Consider the following 15,373-nt stretch of genomic DNA (forward strand, 5'->3'; position numbering starts at 1 on the left):
GACGAAAATCGCGGAGGTTACGTCCCAAAAACCTTCTTGCCGCCGATCCAGACGTTCCTGACATCCAGCCCCTCCGACAGGCCGACAATGTCGGCGGCGGTGCCGTTGGCGAAACGGCCGAGGCGATGCGTCTGGCCGATTGCTTCGGCCGGATAGAGCGAGGCCATGCGCAGGGCCTCGTCGAGCTCCAGCCCGACGACGCGGTGGACGAAGCGGACGGCGGAAATCATGTCCAGGTCGGCGCCGGCCAGCGTTCCGTCGGCAAGCCTGAGGCTGCCGTCCTTGCGGTAGATGGTGCGGCCGTTCAGCGTGAACGATGTCATGTCGGTGCCGATCGTCGCCATGGCGTCGGTGACCAGCACGATCTTGCCCGGCCGCTGCTTGCCGCGCAGCGCCAGGATCATCGTCGCGGGATGGACATGGATGCCGTCGGCGATGATGCCGGCGTACAGACCGCCGGTGTCGATCGCAGCGCCAGCCAGACCCGGCTCGCGGTTGCCGATCTGGCTCATGGCGTTGAACAGATGCGTCACCACCGTGGCGCCGGCGCCGGCAAAGGCGCTGGCGGTCGAATAGTCGGTATCGCTATGGCCGAGACTGACGACGACGCCGGCCTTGGCCAGCGCCGTGACACGGGCCGGTTCGACCGATTCCGGGGCGATCGTGGTAAGCAGCACCGGAAGCTCTTTGCGCGCCGCAATGAGCGCGGCCTGGTCGGCATCGGTCATCGGCCGGATCAGCGCCGGATCATGTGCGCCCTTGCGGGCTACGGAGAGATGCGGCCCTTCCAGATGCAGGCCGAGGAAGCCCGGCGCCTTTTCCCGGGCCGCCTCGGCGCCGGCGGCGATGGCGGCGGCGGTGACGGCCGGCGTGTCGGTGATCAGCGTCACCAGCAGCGCGGTGGTGCCGAAGGGCGCGTGCGCCCGGCAGATGGTCTCAATCGAGGCGACGTCGGGATGGTCGTTGAGCATCACGCCGCCGCCGCCATTGACCTGGATGTCGACGAAACCAGGCACCAGCAGGCCACCACCGGTCTCGACCGCCGGAACGCCGGACGGAATCGCGCCTGCGGGCAGGATGGCCTCGACCGCGTCGCCCTTGACGACAAGGGCGGCGTTGTCATGCCAGTCGGCACCGTCGAAGATGCGGGCGCCGGTGAGTGCGAAACGGTCGCTCATACGGTTTCCGTCACTTTGCGCAGGTTGCGCGGCGTGTCGGGGTCGAGGCCGCGATGGCGCGCGAAGGCCTCGACGAAGCCGTAGAAGGACACGATCAGCGGCAGCGGATCGGTCAGCGGGTGGCCGGTGGCGACATGCGGCAGGAGTTTCGCGGCCTTCGCCTTGTCGGAGGTGATGAAGGCGGCCGCGCCCTTGGCCGTCAGGCCGTCGGCCGCCTCGGCGACCGAGGGTTCGGACGCATCGCGCGCGGCAAGCGCCAGAACCGGGAAACCCGGTCCGACCAGCGCCAGCGGCCCATGCATGACCTCTGCGGCGCTGTAGGCCTCGGCGTGCATGGCGCAGGTTTCCTTGAACTTCAGCGCCGCCTCGCTGGCGATCGCGAAGGACGGGCCGCGGCCGAGGATGAACAGCGACTGCGGATTTTCCAGCGCGCCGGCAAGCGCCATCCAGTCGCAGGCGATCGCCTTCTCGAAATGGCGGGGAAGGCCGGTGAGCGCCTTCAGCAACGGCTGGTCGTCGGTCGCGTGCGCCATCAGCGCCAGGCCGGCGACGGCCGAATTGACGAAGGTCTTGGTGGCGGCGACGGAGCGTTCCGGCCCTGCCAGGATGTCGATGGCATAATCGGAGGCGCGCGCCAGCGGCGAGTCGGCCGTGTTGGTGATGGCGACGGTGAGCGCGCCGCCGGCCCTTGCCGTTTCGGCCATGGCGACGATGTCCGGGCTCTTGCCCGACTGCGAGACCGCCAGGCAGGCGGAGCCGCGCAGCCTGAGCTTGGCGCCGTAGATGGACGCGATCGACGGCCCGACCGAGGCGACCGCAAGGCCCGCCGTCAATTCGACGGCATATTTCATGAAGGTCGCGGCGTGGTCGGACGAGCCGCGCGCCACGGTGACGACGAAATGCGGATCGCGCTCGCGCAGGCCGCGGCCCGCCTCGGCCAGCGCCGAGGCCGAGCCGTCAAGAAGGCGAGCGGCGGCTTCAGGGATCTCATCGATCTCGCGCCGCATATGGGTGGTGTTTGCCATCATTGCCGGATCTCCTCTCCCGGCCCGGTCAGCCGGAGTTCCGCGACGAAATCATAGGCGTCGCCCCTGTAGACCGAGCGGGTGAACTCGATCACCTTGCCGCTCGCCAGATAGGAAATGCGCTCGATCTGCAGACCGGCAATCCCCGGCGATACTTCCAGCAGGCGCGCATCGGCGTCGCCGAGATTGGTGGCCGAGATGCGCTGCACGGCGCGTACCGGGCGATTGCCGGTCGTGCCCAGCGCCGCATAGAGCGAGGAGCCGATCGCCTCGGGGTCGGGCAGGACGCTGGCCGAGAGCGCGGCGCGCTCGATCGCCAGCGGCGTGTCGTTGGCGATGCGCAGGCGTGCGACGCGCGCCACCAGCTCGGTCGAGGACAGGCCCAGCACCATCATCTCATCCGGCGACGGCGCATAGAGGCCGCGGTCCAGCCAAACGGAGCGCACGTTCATGCCGCGGCGCGCCATGTCCTCGGTGAAGGAGGTGAGCCGCGACAGCGATTGCTCGACGCGCTCCATGCGCGGAGCGACGAAGGTGCCCGAGCCGTGGCGCTGCACGAGGATGCCACCTTTGACCAGGTCCTGCACAGCCTTGCGCACGGTGACGCGCGAGATATCGGCCTTGCTGGCGATGTCGCGCTCGGATGGCAGCGCGTCGCCGGGGCCGATCAAGCCGCGATTGACCGCTTCCTCGATGCTTCTCCTCAGCTGCAAATAGAGCGGCGCACCGCTCTGCGAGGACTCTTTCAGCATGGCGAAGATCTGGTCGGCGGCGCTCATCGCGGCGCCTCCGGCAGCATGGCGAAGATCTGGTCGGCGGCGCTCATCGCGGCGCCTCCGCGCCAGAAGCGAAGATGCGCAAGGCCATCTGCACGGCGCCGCCGAGCGCGTCGTCGAGCGGAGCTTTCAGCAGCGCCTGGTAGCGCGCCGACAGGCGCGGCGCGTAAAGCGGCGCCAGGCCGCCGAGCAGGCAGAGCGGGGCATCTTCGGCGAGATCGAGCGCGCCGAGCGAAGCCTCGACATCGGCCACCGCCTTGCCGAGGATCCAGTTGGCGACGAGATCGCCCTTTTCGGCATGGTCGAAGACCTTTGGCGCGAAGCCGCCGAAATCGCCCGGCTTGGCGTTGGTGGTGAATTCGACCACGTCTTCCGGATTGTTGCGGAAGACGGCGAGCATGGCGTCGGTCAAGGGGGAGCCTGGACGGATACCGTCATAGGCAAGCAGCGTCTGCTCGAGCAGGTCGCGGCCGATGCGGGCGCCGCTGCCCTGGTCGCCGACCTGGAAACCCCAGCCGCCGATGGCGCGCGATTTTCCGCCCTTACGCGCCATATAGGCTGTGCCGGTGCCCAGGATGGCCATGGCGCCGTCGCCGGAACCGACCGCGCCTTCGAGCGCGATCTCGGCATCGGTTTCGACACGGCTTTGGCTGAAAGGCAGGATTGCCTCGAGCTGCTGCCGGTAGGTGCCGACATTGGCACCGGCGAGGCCAAGGATGGCAGGTGTCCGCGGGATCAGCTCCGGATCGTGGCCGGCGGCGAGGAAAGCCTGCCTGGCCGCCTCGACGATGTTGGCGCGGGCGCCGGTGAGGTCGGTACGGATGTTGGCGGCGCCGCTTTTGGCGCGGCCGACGACAGCGCCGTCGACGGCCGCAAGGGCCGCCCTGCAGCTGGTGCCGCCGCCATCGATGCCGAGCACGAATTTCACGCGATTTTCTCCTCGGCCGGGATAATACCAATAAAATACCAATAGCCAAGAGTTAATTTCGGTTCAAAAAAGATTAAGGCGTATTTTATTGAAAACCCGTAGCAATTTGCCGGCAAGCAAATTCCCCTGCCTGAAATTCGTTAATGCGTGTGGACAAGTGGTATTTTTTTGGTATTGTTTCGCTCAGTTGGAGGAAAATGGATGGCCGAGACGCGCACGGAAGCGCTCCACCAGAATGCCGAGGGGCTGGATGTCCAGGCCCCCGAAGCCATTCTGGCGTTCCTGGCCAATGCCCAGATCGAGGCCAGCAAGGCCGTGCACGGCGCCATTCCGGCAATCGCCGTTGCCGCCGAACTCATCGCGAAGCAGTTGAAGAGCGGCGGCAGGCTCGCCTATGCGGCGGCCGGCAGCTCCGGCCTTATGGCGCTGGCCGATGCGCTGGAACTGCCCGGCACGTTCGGCATTGCGCGCGACCGCATCGCCATCCTGATCGCGGGCGGCGACGAGGCCTTCCGCACACTGGCCGGCGGACCGGAGGACGACACCGGGGAAGCGGCGGCGGCCGTCGCCGCGGCCGATATCGGCAAGGGCGACTGCCTGATCGCCATTTCCGCCAGCGGCTCGACCCCTTATGCGGTCCAGGCGCTGCAGGACGCGCGGCGCCGGGGCGCCGTCACCATCGCCATCGCCAACAACCGGGGCGCCGCGCTGTTCAAGCAAGCCGACGTCGCCATCCTGCTCGAAACGCCCCCGGAGCTGATCGCCGGCTCGACGCGCATGGGCGCGGGCACCGCGCAGAAGATCGCGCTCAACATGCTGTCGACGCTCGCCGCCATCCATCTCGGCCATGTCCATGACGGCTACATGATCAATCTCACCGCCGACAACATCAAGCTGCGCGACCGCGCCGTACGCATGGTCGCCGCCATCAGCGGCAAGAGCCGCGACGACGCCGCCCGCCTGCTCGAGGAAAGCGGTGGCGTCGTCAAGACCGCCATTCTGCTCGCCGCCGGCGCCGCCAACGCCGACGCGGCCGAGAAGATACTGGAAGGAACCGGCCAGAAGCTTCGGCCGGCGCTTTCCGCGCTGGGGCATGATTCCGAAAAGTGGAACCCGCTTTTCGGAAAAGATCATGCCCTAACAAAGAAGTAGGGCCTGTTTCATCCCGATTTCCATCGGGGTGAAACGGGCTTGCGAGGGGAACAAGGGGCGCTGAGCCTCTGTTCTCATCAAAACGGAACCTGAAAAAGGTCAACAGGGAGACTGAAGATGAAGACCAAACTACTGACGGCCCTTCTGCTCGGCACAAGCATCCTCGGCACGACCGGGATGGCGCTGGCCGAGGACGTAACGCTCAACATCGAAAGCTGGCGCGGCGACGACCTGACCATCTGGAAGGACAAGCTGATCCCGGCCTTCGAAGCCAAGAACCCCGGCATCAAGGTGGTGTTCGCGCCTTCGGCCCCGACCGAGTATGATGCGGCCCTCGGCGCCAAGCTCGCCGCCGGCTCGGCGGGCGACCTGATCACCTGCCGCCCCTTCGACAAGTCGCTCGAGTTGTTCAAGAAGGGCAACCTCGCCGACCTTAGCTCGCTGCCGGGCATGGAAAACTTCTCGCCCGTCGCCAAGTCCGCCTGGCAGACCGACGACGGCAAGTCGAGCTTCTGCGTGCCGATGGCCTCGGTCATCCACGGCTTCATCTACAACAAGGACGCGTTCGACAAGCTCGGCCTCAAGGTGCCGACGACCCGCGACGAGTTCTTCGCCGTGCTCGACAAGATCAAGGCCGACGGCACCTACATCCCGATGGCGATGGGCACCAAGGACCTCTGGGAAGCCGCGACCATGGGCTACCAGAATATCGGCCCGAACTACTGGAAGGGCGAAGAAGGCCGCGCGGCGCTGATCAAGGGCGAGCAAAAGCTGACCGACAAGGACTGGGTGGCGCCCTATGAGGAACTGGCCAAGTGGAAGCCGTATCTCGGCGACGGCTTCGAGGCGCAGACCTATCCGGACAGCCAGAACCTGTTCACGCTCGGCCGCGCCGCCATCTACCCGGCCGGCTCGTGGGAAATCGGCCTGTTCAACACCCAGGCGCAGTTCAAGATGGGCGCCTTCCCGCCGCCGGTCGAGAAGGCCGGCGACACCTGCTACATCTCCGACCATACCGACATCGGCATGGGCCTGAACGCTGCTTCCAAGCATGCGGACGCGGCAAAGACCTTCCTGTCCTGGGTGGCCTCGCCGGATTTCGCCACCATCTACGCCAACGCGCTGCCGGGCTTCTTCAGCCTGAACTCCTCGCCGGTGAAGATGGAAGACCCGCTCGCTCAGGAATTCGTCTCCTGGCGCGGCAAGTGCAAGTCGACGATCCGCTCGACCTACCAGATCCTGTCGCGCGGCACGCCGAACCTCGAGAACGAGACCTGGGTCGAATCGGCCAATGTGATCAACGGCACCGATACCCCCGAAGCCGCGGCCAAGAAGCTGCAGGCCGGCCTCGACAGCTGGTACAAGCCGGCGAAGTAAGAGCATCGATTGCGATGCCGGCCGGGCGCGAGCCCGGCCGGCATTCAAACAGCTCCAGATAGCGATTGTCGGCGCAGCCTCCCGGTCTTACCCTCACCTTGCGGGGAAGACGGAGCCGATCTGTCGCTGGCCTTGTCTTTTCTCCTCGAAGGGGACAAGCCAAGCCGTGCATCGAGGCATCAGCTAGCATCAACCGAACTGGAACCCAGAGACGGCGGGGAACCGAACTCATGGCTACCGAACTCATGGCTGCAGAAACGCGACCGAAAAGACCGATCCGCTGGCATGTCGGCGTCTTCCTGGCGCCCGCGGTGCTGGTCTACACCGCATTCATGATCCTGCCGCTGTTCGGCACGCTGCAGCTCTCTCTGTTCCGCAACATAGACCAGTCCCAGGTCTTTGTCGGACTGGGCAATTTCCGCACGCTGTTCGGCGATCCGAACTGGTCGGTGAATTTCTGGAATGCGCTGCGGAACAATGTCTGGTTCTTCATCATCCACATGCTGGTGCAGAACCCGATCGGCATCCTGCTCGCGGCGCTGCTTTCCAGCCCCAGGCTGCGCTTCACCGCCTTCTACCGCACGGCGATCTTCGTGCCGACGATCCTGTCCTTCGTCATCGTCGGCTTCGCCTGGAAGCTGATCCTGTCGCCGCTGTGGGGCGTGGCGCCGCATCTGCTCGATTTCGTCGGCCTGAAGAGCCTGTTCACGCCATGGCTCGGCAAGGAGCAATATGCGCTCACCGCGCTCAGCCTGGTGTCGGTCTGGCAGTTCGTCGGCATCCCGATGATGCTGATCTACGCGGCGCTTCTGTCGATCCCCGACGAGGTGATCGAGGCGGCCGAATGCGACGGCGTCACCGGTATGGCGCAGTTCTGGAAGATCAAGCTGCCGCTGATCCTGCCCTCGATCGGCATCATCTCGATCCTGACCTTCGTCGGCAATTTCAACGCCTTCGACCTGATCTACACCGCGCAAGGCGCGCTCGCCGGACCGAATTATTCGACCGATATCCTCGGCACCTTCCTCTACCGCGCCTTCTTCGGCTTCCAGCTGCAGGTCGGCGACCCCAACATGGGCGCGGCGATCGCTACGATCATGTTCCTGATCATTCTGGCCGGCGTCTGCGTCTACCTGTTCCTCGTGCAGACGCGCCTGCGTCGCTACCAGTTCTGAGGCGCGCCATGAGCACAGCCACCCGTTCGCTTCCCCGCACCATCGGCGCGCATGCGATTCTACTGACCTACACGGCGATCGCGCTGTTTCCGGTGATCCTGGTGGTGATGAATTCGTTCAAGTCTCGCGCGGGCATTTTCGGCGCGCCGCTGACGCCGCCGACGCCGAAGACCTTCGACCTGATCGGCTACACCACGGTGATCGGCCAGGGCGACTTCATCCACTATTTCCAGAACAGCCTCGTCGTCACCGTCGCCTCGCTGTTCTTCGTGCTCTTGTTCGGCGCGATGGCCGCCTTCGCGCTCTCGGAATATCGCTTCCGCGGCAACACGCTGATGGGTCTTTACCTGGCGCTCGGCATCATGATCCCGATCAGGCTCGGCACCGTCGCCATCCTGCAATTGATGGTGGCGAGCGGGCTGGTCAACACGCTGACGGCGCTGATCCTGGTCTACACGGCGCAAGGGCTACCGCTGGCGATCTTCATCCTGTCGGAATTCATGAAGCAGGTGTCCAGCGACCTGAAGAACGCAGGCCGCATAGACGGGCTCTCGGAATACACGATCTTCTTCCGCCTTGTGCTGCCGCTGGTGCGGCCGGCGATGGCGACCGTCGCCGTCTTCACCATGATCCCGATCTGGAACGATCTGTGGTTCCCGCTGATCCTGGCGCCTTCGGAAGAGACCAAGACCGTGACGCTCGGCGCGCAGCTCTTTCTCGGCCAGTTCGTCACCAACTGGAACGCGATCCTGGCGGCGCTGTCGCTGGCGATCCTGCCGGTGCTGATCCTCTATGCCATCTTCTCGCGGCAGCTGATCCGCGGCATCACGTCGGGGGCGGTCAAGTGAGCTCGGAAAAACCCCTTCGCGTTGTCGTCGCCGGCCTCGGCAATATGGGCCGCAGCCATGCGCTCGCCTACCACACCAATCCGGGCTTCGAGATCGCCGCACTCGTCAACCGTTCCGACGTGCCGCTGCCGGAGGGGCTCGAGGACTACGGCATCAGACGCTCCTTCGAGGACGTGTTGCGCGACGAGAAGCCCGACGTCGCGGCGATCGCCACCTATTCCGACAGCCATGCCGATTATGCGGTCAGGGCCTTCGAGGCCGGCTGCCATGTCTTCGTCGAGAAGCCGCTGGCGACGACGGTTGCCGACGCAAAGCGCGTCGTCGACGCCGCCAAGGCCAACGGCAGGAAACTCGTGATCGGCTATATACTGCGCCACCATCCGTCCTGGGTGCGGCTGATCGCCGAGGCGCGCAAGCTCGGCGGGCCATATGTGTTCCGCATGAACCTCAACCAGCAATCCTCCGGCCATACCTGGGGAACGCACAAGCAATTGATGCAGACCACCTCGCCGATCGTCGACTGCGGCGTGCACTATCTCGACGTGATGCTGCAGATCACCGACGCCAGCCCGGTCGAGGTGCGCGGCATGGGGGTGCGGCTGAGCGACGAGGTGGCGCCGTCGATGTACAACTACGGCCACCTGCAGGTGCTGTTCGAGGACGGCTCGGTCGGCTGGTACGAGGCCGGCTGGGGCCCGATGATCTCGGAGACGGCCTTCTTCGTGAAGGATGTGATGTCGCCCAAGGGCTGCGTGTCGATCGTGATGAAGGAGGGCGTCAAGTCCGACGACATCGACACCCACACCAAGACCTCGACGATCCGGCTGCACAGCGCCGAGACCGGACCGGACGGTAAATTCGCCAGGGAAGACCAGCTGCTGTCGATGGAAGGCGAGCCGGGGCATCAGGAGCTCTGCGATCTGGAGCAAGCCTTCCTGCTCAAGGCCATCCGCGAAAATATCGACCTCACCCGCCACATGGACGATGCCGTGAAGTCGCTCGCCGTCTGCCTCGCCGCCGACGAGAGCGTGCGCACAGGCAACGTCGTCAAACTCTAGAACAGGAACGAAGCCGTGGGCTCGCTGAAGATCGAGAATGTGAAGAAGGCTTTCGGGCCGGTCGAGGTTCTGAAGGGCATCGACCTCGAGGTGACGGACGGCGAGTTCGTCGTCTTCGTCGGCCCGTCCGGTTGCGGAAAATCGACGCTGCTGCGCGTCATCGCCGGGCTCGAGGACTCGACCTCCGGCCGTGTGCTGATCGACGGCGCCGATGTCTCGATCACGCCTCCGGCGAAACGCGGCATCGCCATGGTGTTCCAGACCTACGCGCTCTATCCGCATCTGACGGTGAAGAACAACATGGCGCTGGGCCTGAAGCAGGCCGGCACGCCGGCGGCCGAGATCGAGCGGCGCATCAAGATCGCTTCCGCGATGCTGTCGCTCGAGCCCTATCTCGAGCGCCGGCCGGCGGAGCTGTCTGGCGGCCAGCGCCAGCGCGTCGCCATCGGCCGCGCCGTGGTGCGCGAGCCGAAGCTGTTCCTCTTCGACGAACCGCTGTCGAACCTCGATGCCGCCTTGCGTGTCAACACCAGGCTTGAGATCGCGCAGTTGCATCGGCGGCTGAAGGCGACGATGATCTACGTCACCCACGACCAGGTCGAGGCGATGACGCTGGCCGACAAGATCGTCGTGCTCAATGCCGGTCGCATCGAGCAGATCGGCAGCCCGATGGAGCTCTACAATTCGCCGGCTAATGAATTCGTCGCCGGCTTCATCGGCTCGCCGAAGATGAATTTTATCGACGGCGCCAGGCTCGGCGAGACGGCGAAGACCATCGGCGTGCGGCCGGAGCATCTGACGGTCGATACGAAGTCCGGCGCCTGGAAAGGCACGGTCGTGCATGCCGAGCATCTCGGCGCCGACACCAACCTCTATCTCGACTGCGAGAAGGCCGGGCTGATCACGGTGCGCATCTTCGGCGTCTACAATGCCGAGCCGGGCGCGACGCTCTATGCGACGCCCGATGCGGCGAAGACGTACAGGTTTGGGGCAGATGGGAAGGTGTTGAAGTAGGCGGAGTTTCTTTCCTCTCCCTCCGGAGGGGGGAGAGGAAGGGCGCGAAACCACCTTCTCACTTCCGGAATATCAAAAGGAGAGACCGGAAAGTCTGCGTTACTCGTCCGCCTTGAACGTTTGCTTCTGCTGGCCGAGCCCTTCGATGCCGAGTTCCACAACGTCTCCGGCCTTCAGGAACACCGGCGGCTTCATGCCGAGGCCGACGCCGGGCGGCGTGCCGGTGGAGATGATGTCGCCGGGATGCAGCGACATGAACTGGCTGAGATAGGACACCAGATACTTCACGCCGTAGACCATGGTCTTGGTCGAGCCGTTCTGCATCGTCTTGCCGTTGACGGTCAGCCACATCTTGAGGTTCTGCGGATCGGCGACCTCGTCCTTGGTCACCAGCCACGGACCGGTCGGGCCGAAGGTGTCGCAGGACTTGCCCTTGGTCCACTGGCCCTGACGCTCGGCCTGGAAGGCGCGCTCGGAAACGTCGTGAGCAACGCAGTAGCCGGCAACATAATCCAGCGCGTCCTCCTCCGAGACATACTTCGCCGTCTTGCCGATGACGACGCCGAGCTCGACCTCCCAGTCGGTCTTGGCCGAGCCGCGCGGGATCAGCACGTCATCATCGGGCCCGACGATCGCCGAGCTTGCCTTCATGAAGATGATCGGCTCGGACGGCACGGTAGCCCCGGTCTCAGCGGCGTGATCGGAATAGTTGAGGCCGATGCAGATGAATTTTCCGGTGCCGGCGACACAGGCGCCCAGGCGCGGCTTGCCGGAAACCACCGGCAGCGACTTCGGATCGAGCTTCGAGAGCATCTCCAGCGAGGCCGGATGAAGAGTCGTGCCGGCGATATCGGCGACATGAGCAGAAAGGTCGCGGATCGTCCCATCCGCATCGAGCAGGCCGGGCTTTTCGCTGCCGACTTCGCCATAGCGCAACAACTTCATCATTCTTCTCCTAAGGTGCGGCCTGAAGCCATTTTGCAAAATTCGTTTCGATTGGGGTGACGTCGCGAAAGCCGGGCGGACCGTAGCCATCGATCTGATCTCCGGCAAGCGCGAACGCCGCATCGGGCGATCTGGCGAAAGGGATTTTCAGACTGATGGATGCAGAACCCCGATCTCCTGCCAAGCCCGTTCCGATCCCTCAGATCGACCAGCCGCCGTCGATGTTGTAGGCCTGCCCCGAGGTGTAGGTGGCGCCGGCAAGGTAGACGGCGAGATCGGCGATTTCCTCCGGCGTGCCAAGCCTGCCCATGGGCTGGCGGGCGATGAAAGCCGCGCGCGCCGCCTCATAGTCGCCCTGGGCATGCATGCGGTCCTGCAGCGACGGGCTTTCGACGGTGCCCGGGCAGATGGCGTTGCAGCGTATGCCCTTGGCGACATAGTCCGCGGCGACCGCCTTGGTCAGACCCACCACGGCCGCCTTGGTCAGGCCGTAGGCGAAGCGGTTCGGCACACCCTTTTGCGAGCTGGCAAGCGACGCCATGTTGATGATCGAGCCGTCGCCACGCTCCAGCATGCCGGGCAGCACGGCGCGGATAGTGCGGATCATCGAACGGACGTTGAGGTTGAGCGCGAAGTCGAGGTCCTCGTCCTTCATCTCGAGGATGGAGCCCCCATGGACGAAACCGGCGCAGTTGAACAGCACATCGACCCGGCCGATCTCGGCGAAGGCGGAAGCGACGGCTGCGTCGCTCAGCACATCCAGCTTGCGGGGCTTGATGCCGGGCGTCTTGCCCAGCTCGGCCAGCAACGGCTCGTTGATATCGGTGGCGTGAACGGTCGCGCCCGCCTTGGCGAAAGCCAGCGCGCTAGCCCGGCCGATGCCTTGCGCCGCCGCGGTGACGACGACCACCTTGCCTGCCAGATCCGCCATGTTCTTCTCCTCGCCTGCCTGGAGCGTTTGACCGTTTCACGGAAACGGCGAACCGCTCTATCTCTTTGTTTTGACGCAATTCCGGACGGAAAGCCGCTCACACTTCCTGGAAAATTGCTTCAGTGCGTCCGCCTCTATCGATGGCCAGCCCCGGCGTCGTGTGCCAGACCGCCAGCATCGTGCGGCCTAAGTCCCTGCTTCACAGATAAAGATGTTTTTTCTCGTTAAAGAACACGCGCCCGAGCGTCAAGCCCGAACGCCATCACCTTCCCGACAGCAGCCAGACCGGCTCCGACGCGCCGACTATTGTTGCCGCAAGGTTGCGGACGCGCCTCGTGCGAAGGGCTTCAGTCGCCATAGGGAACCCAGACGTTCTTGACCTCGATGGCGCGCCGCAGGAAAGCCTCGCCGGCAGCTTCGCCCGACGCCCAGTCGAGCGAGCGGCCATTGCCGGTCCAGACGCGCTTCAAGTTGCCGATGGAGTCGGCTTCCGCCTTGGCGCAGGTTTCGGCGTCGGCGAACACCCAGAGCCCGTCGACATCGTCATGCTTGGCCAGCACGCCGGCCAGCTCGGCGCTGCGGCCGGTGACGATGTTGATGGCGCCGGCCGGAATGTCGGAATATTCGATCACCTGGTAGAGGTCGGTCGCCAAAAGCGGATGGCGCTCCGACGGGACGGCAACAACCGTGTTGCCCATGGCGAGCGCCGGCGCGACCAGCGAAATGAAGTTGAGCAGCGGCTGGTTGTCCGGCGCGACGATGCCGACGACGCCCACCGGCTCATGCAGCGCGAGCGTCACGACGCGGGCCGGCGGCTGGTGGACGCGGCCCTCGAACTTGTCGGTGAGGCCGGCATAGAGGAACAGCCGCTCGATCGACTGCTCGACCTCTTCGCGCGCGGCCTTGGCGGTGACACCGGTCAACTGGACAAGGCGTGCGGCGAACTCGTCGGCGCGGCCCGAAAGGTTCTCTGCGAAATAATAGAGCACCTGGCTGCGGTTATAGGCAGTCGCGTCCGGCCAGGCCTTGCAGGCGCGGGCGGCGGCGACGGCATCGCGGATGTCCTTGCGGTTGCCGAGGCCGACTTCGCCGGCCAGCTTGCCCTTGGCGGTGGCAACGGCGAGCGAATAGTTGCCATCCGGGCGCACCTGCTTGCCGCCGATGAACAGCTTTGCCGTGCGATCGATGGCCAAGCCGTCGGCCTGCTCGACCGGCTGGGCCGAGCCGGCCGCGGCCGGCTTGATGACCGGCCCGACGGGCAGCTTCACCGACAGATATTCGAACATGCCTTCGCGACCGCCTTCGCGGCCGAAGCCGCTTTCGCGATAGCCGCCGAAGCCACAGGCGGCGTCGAACATGTTGGTGCCGTTGACCCAGACGACGCCGGCCTTCAATTGCGGCGCGACATGCAGCGCGAGATTGATGTTCTCGCTCCACACCGAAGCGGCGAGGCCGTAGCGCGTGTTATTGGCAAGCTCGATCGCTTCCTCGGTGTTGCGGAAGCTCATCGTCGCCAGAACCGGCCCGAAGACCTCTTCCTGCACCAGAATATTAGCCGGCGAAACAGACGTCGCCAGCGTCGGCAGATGATAATAGCCGGTTGTCGGCAGCGCGGCGTCCGGCTGCCAGCAGACGGCGCCTTGCTTGGCGCCTTCGGCGATCAGGCCCTTGACGCGGTCGAGCTGGCTGCGGTCGACCAGCGGGCCGATATCGGTGTTCTTGTCGAGCGGGCTGCCGACCCGCAGCCGGCTCATCCTGACCTTGATCTTGGCGATAAGTGCTTCCGCAATGCCCTCCTGCACCAGGAGGCGCGAGCCGGCGCAGCAGACCTGGCCCTGGTTGAACCAGATGCCGTCGACCAGGCCTTCGACGGCGCTGTCGAGATCGGCATCCTCGAAGACGATGAAGGCCGACTTGCCGCCAAGCTCCAGCGAGAGCTTCTTGCCCGAGCCTGCCGCGGCCTTGCGGATGATCTTGCCGACCTCCGACGAGCCGGTGAAGGCGATCTTCTGGACGCCGGGATGATTGACGATGGCGGCACCCGCTTCAGGACCACCCTGGACGATGTTGACGACACCTTTCGGCACGCCCGCCCGCTCGCAGATCTCGGCGAACAGGATGGCGGTGAGCGGGGTGAATTCGGCTGGCTTCAGCACCACCGTGCAGCCGGCGGCAAGAGCCGGCGCGATCTTCCAGGCCAGCATCAGCAGCGGAAAATTCCACGGGATGACCTGGCCGACGACGCCGACCGGCTTGTGGTCGGGAAAATCCTTCTCGAGCGCCTGCGCCCAGCCGGCATGATGGATGAAATGGCGGATCGCCAGCGGCACGTCGATATCGCGGCTCTCGCGGATCGGCTTGCCGTTGTCGATCGATTCCAGCACCGCGAACAGGCGCTGGTGGCGCTGCATGGCGCGGCCGATGGCGTAGAGCACTTTTGCTCTGGCGTAGCCTGAACTGGCGCTCCATTTCGGCAGCGCTTTTGCAGCGGCCGCGACCGCTGCGTCGATATCGGCGGCGCCCGCATCCGAGACCTTGGCCAAAAGCTTGCCGGAGGACGGCTCGCTCGTCTCAAAAGTCTTGCCGCTGGCCGCTGCTTTCCAGGCGCCATCGATGAACAGGGCCTTGGAGAAGTCGCGCGCGGCGAGCCAGGCATCGGCCTCGTTGCGGGCTTCCGGCGCCGGGCCGTATTCCATGGCGTGATAGCGTTCGAGGATGTTCATAACATGCTCCTGATAATCGTCTTGGCAGGCGATCCTTCGCGCCCCCCTCTGTCCTGCCGGACATCTCCCCCGCAAGGGGGGAGATCAGCCTTCACGCCTGGCGGCTGCCGTCCTGCAACGTCGGTGATTGGCGAAATCATCGATGACAGCCAATCTCCCCACAAGTGGGGGAGATGTCCGGCAGGACAGAGGGGGCGCGAAGGAACTCGGCGTTCAAGGCCTTCGCCCTACGCCATCGCGTGG

Annotated in this window: 13 protein-coding genes; 6 read left to right on the plus strand and 7 right to left on the minus strand. The window is 65.1% G+C overall.

Annotated elements, in window-relative coordinates; all coding sequences use genetic code 11:
• Window positions 1-17: 17 nt before the first annotated feature.
• From nagA to FJ417_RS22585, 4 genes are read right to left on the minus strand one after another with little or no spacing between them, the layout of a single operon-like run.
• A complete protein-coding gene (gene nagA / locus FJ417_RS22570; protein WP_140784973.1) occupies window positions 18-1,178 on the minus strand; it encodes an N-acetylglucosamine-6-phosphate deacetylase in 1,161 nt (386 codons plus the stop codon).
• The gene (locus tag FJ417_RS22575; RefSeq protein WP_140784974.1) at window positions 1,175-2,206 is read right to left on the minus strand and encodes an SIS domain-containing protein; all 1,032 of its coding nucleotides are present in this window, start codon (window positions 2,204-2,206) and stop codon (window positions 1,175-1,177) included. The genes nagA and FJ417_RS22575 overlap by 4 nt, the downstream gene beginning before the upstream one ends.
• Entirely contained in the window at window positions 2,203-2,982 is a 780-nt protein-coding gene (locus tag FJ417_RS22580) for a GntR family transcriptional regulator (protein WP_140784975.1), read from the minus strand. Before FJ417_RS22580 ends, FJ417_RS22575 begins: the two co-directional genes overlap by 4 nt.
• 43 nt (window positions 2,983-3,025) lie before the next feature.
• Window positions 3,026-3,907, minus strand: coding sequence for an N-acetylglucosamine kinase (locus FJ417_RS22585; RefSeq protein WP_140784976.1), 882 nt, complete (start codon window positions 3,905-3,907; stop codon window positions 3,026-3,028).
• Window positions 3,908-4,108: 201 nt separating this feature from the next.
• On the opposite strand from FJ417_RS22585, the gene FJ417_RS22590 reads away from it, so the two are divergent.
• The 6 genes from FJ417_RS22590 to FJ417_RS22615 all read left to right on the plus strand — a co-directional run bounded on the left by FJ417_RS22590 (window position 4,109) and on the right by FJ417_RS22615 (window position 10,531).
• Window positions 4,109-5,059 carry an N-acetylmuramic acid 6-phosphate etherase gene (locus tag FJ417_RS22590; protein ID WP_140784977.1) on the plus strand — a complete coding sequence of 317 codons (951 nt, stop codon included), beginning with the start codon at window positions 4,109-4,111 and terminating at the stop codon, window positions 5,057-5,059.
• Window positions 5,060-5,176: 117 nt separating this feature from the next.
• On the plus strand, window positions 5,177-6,436 hold the full coding sequence (locus FJ417_RS22595) for an ABC transporter substrate-binding protein (RefSeq protein WP_140702145.1): 1,260 nt from the start codon (window positions 5,177-5,179) through the stop codon (window positions 6,434-6,436).
• A gap of 245 nt (window positions 6,437-6,681) precedes the next feature.
• A complete protein-coding gene (locus FJ417_RS22600) occupies window positions 6,682-7,611 on the plus strand; it encodes a sugar ABC transporter permease (RefSeq protein WP_140648051.1) in 930 nt (309 codons plus the stop codon).
• An 8-nt stretch (window positions 7,612-7,619) separates the two neighbouring features.
• Window positions 7,620-8,459, plus strand: a complete 840-nt coding sequence (locus FJ417_RS22605; RefSeq protein ID WP_140784978.1) for a carbohydrate ABC transporter permease — start codon at window positions 7,620-7,622, stop codon at window positions 8,457-8,459.
• Window positions 8,456-9,517: a Gfo/Idh/MocA family oxidoreductase gene (locus tag FJ417_RS22610; RefSeq protein WP_140784979.1), complete on the plus strand. Its 1,062-nt coding sequence runs from the start codon at window positions 8,456-8,458 to the stop codon at window positions 9,515-9,517. The genes FJ417_RS22605 and FJ417_RS22610 overlap by 4 nt, the downstream gene beginning before the upstream one ends.
• Before the next feature lie 15 nt (window positions 9,518-9,532).
• Window positions 9,533-10,531 carry an ABC transporter ATP-binding protein gene (locus FJ417_RS22615; protein WP_140784980.1) on the plus strand — a complete coding sequence of 333 codons (999 nt, stop codon included), beginning with the start codon at window positions 9,533-9,535 and terminating at the stop codon, window positions 10,529-10,531.
• Window positions 10,532-10,630: 99 nt separating this feature from the next.
• On the opposite strand, the gene FJ417_RS22620 is transcribed toward FJ417_RS22615, so the two are convergent.
• The 3 genes from FJ417_RS22620 to FJ417_RS22630 all read right to left on the minus strand — a co-directional run bounded on the left by FJ417_RS22620 (window position 10,631) and on the right by FJ417_RS22630 (window position 15,130).
• On the minus strand, window positions 10,631-11,476 hold the full coding sequence (locus tag FJ417_RS22620; RefSeq protein ID WP_140784981.1) for a fumarylacetoacetate hydrolase family protein: 846 nt from the start codon (window positions 11,474-11,476) through the stop codon (window positions 10,631-10,633).
• Window positions 11,477-11,675: 199 nt separating this feature from the next.
• Entirely contained in the window at window positions 11,676-12,407 is a 732-nt protein-coding gene (locus tag FJ417_RS22625; protein ID WP_140784982.1) for an SDR family oxidoreductase, read from the minus strand.
• A gap of 347 nt (window positions 12,408-12,754) precedes the next feature.
• Window positions 12,755-15,130, minus strand: coding sequence for an aldehyde dehydrogenase family protein (locus tag FJ417_RS22630; protein ID WP_140784983.1), 2,376 nt, complete (start codon window positions 15,128-15,130; stop codon window positions 12,755-12,757).
• Between the last annotated feature and the right edge of the window lie 243 nt (window positions 15,131-15,373).

The organism is Mesorhizobium sp. B3-1-7 (genome assembly GCF_006439385.1).
GTDB lineage: Bacteria > Pseudomonadota > Alphaproteobacteria > Rhizobiales > Rhizobiaceae > Mesorhizobium.

Coding starts and splice junctions, on each gene's coding strand:
- nagA (WP_140784973.1), bottom strand. CDS start 1,178: ATGAGCGACCGTTTCGCACTCACCGGCGCCCGCATCTTCGACGGTGCC.
- FJ417_RS22575 (WP_140784974.1), bottom strand. CDS start 2,206: ATGATGGCAAACACCACCCATATGCGGCGCGAGATCGATGAGATCCCT.
- FJ417_RS22605 (WP_140784978.1), top strand. CDS start 7,620: ATGAGCACAGCCACCCGTTCGCTTCCCCGCACCATCGGCGCGCATGCG.
- FJ417_RS22600 (WP_140648051.1), top strand. CDS start 6,682: ATGGCTGCAGAAACGCGACCGAAAAGACCGATCCGCTGGCATGTCGGC.
- FJ417_RS22590 (WP_140784977.1), top strand. CDS start 4,109: ATGGCCGAGACGCGCACGGAAGCGCTCCACCAGAATGCCGAGGGGCTG.
- FJ417_RS22580 (WP_140784975.1), bottom strand. CDS start 2,982: ATGAGCGCCGCCGACCAGATCTTCGCCATGCTGAAAGAGTCCTCGCAG.
- FJ417_RS22620 (WP_140784981.1), bottom strand. CDS start 11,476: ATGAAGTTGTTGCGCTATGGCGAAGTCGGCAGCGAAAAGCCCGGCCTG.
- FJ417_RS22625 (WP_140784982.1), bottom strand. CDS start 12,407: ATGGCGGATCTGGCAGGCAAGGTGGTCGTCGTCACCGCGGCGGCGCAA.
- FJ417_RS22595 (WP_140702145.1), top strand. CDS start 5,177: ATGAAGACCAAACTACTGACGGCCCTTCTGCTCGGCACAAGCATCCTC.
- FJ417_RS22630 (WP_140784983.1), bottom strand. CDS start 15,130: ATGAACATCCTCGAACGCTATCACGCCATGGAATACGGCCCGGCGCCG.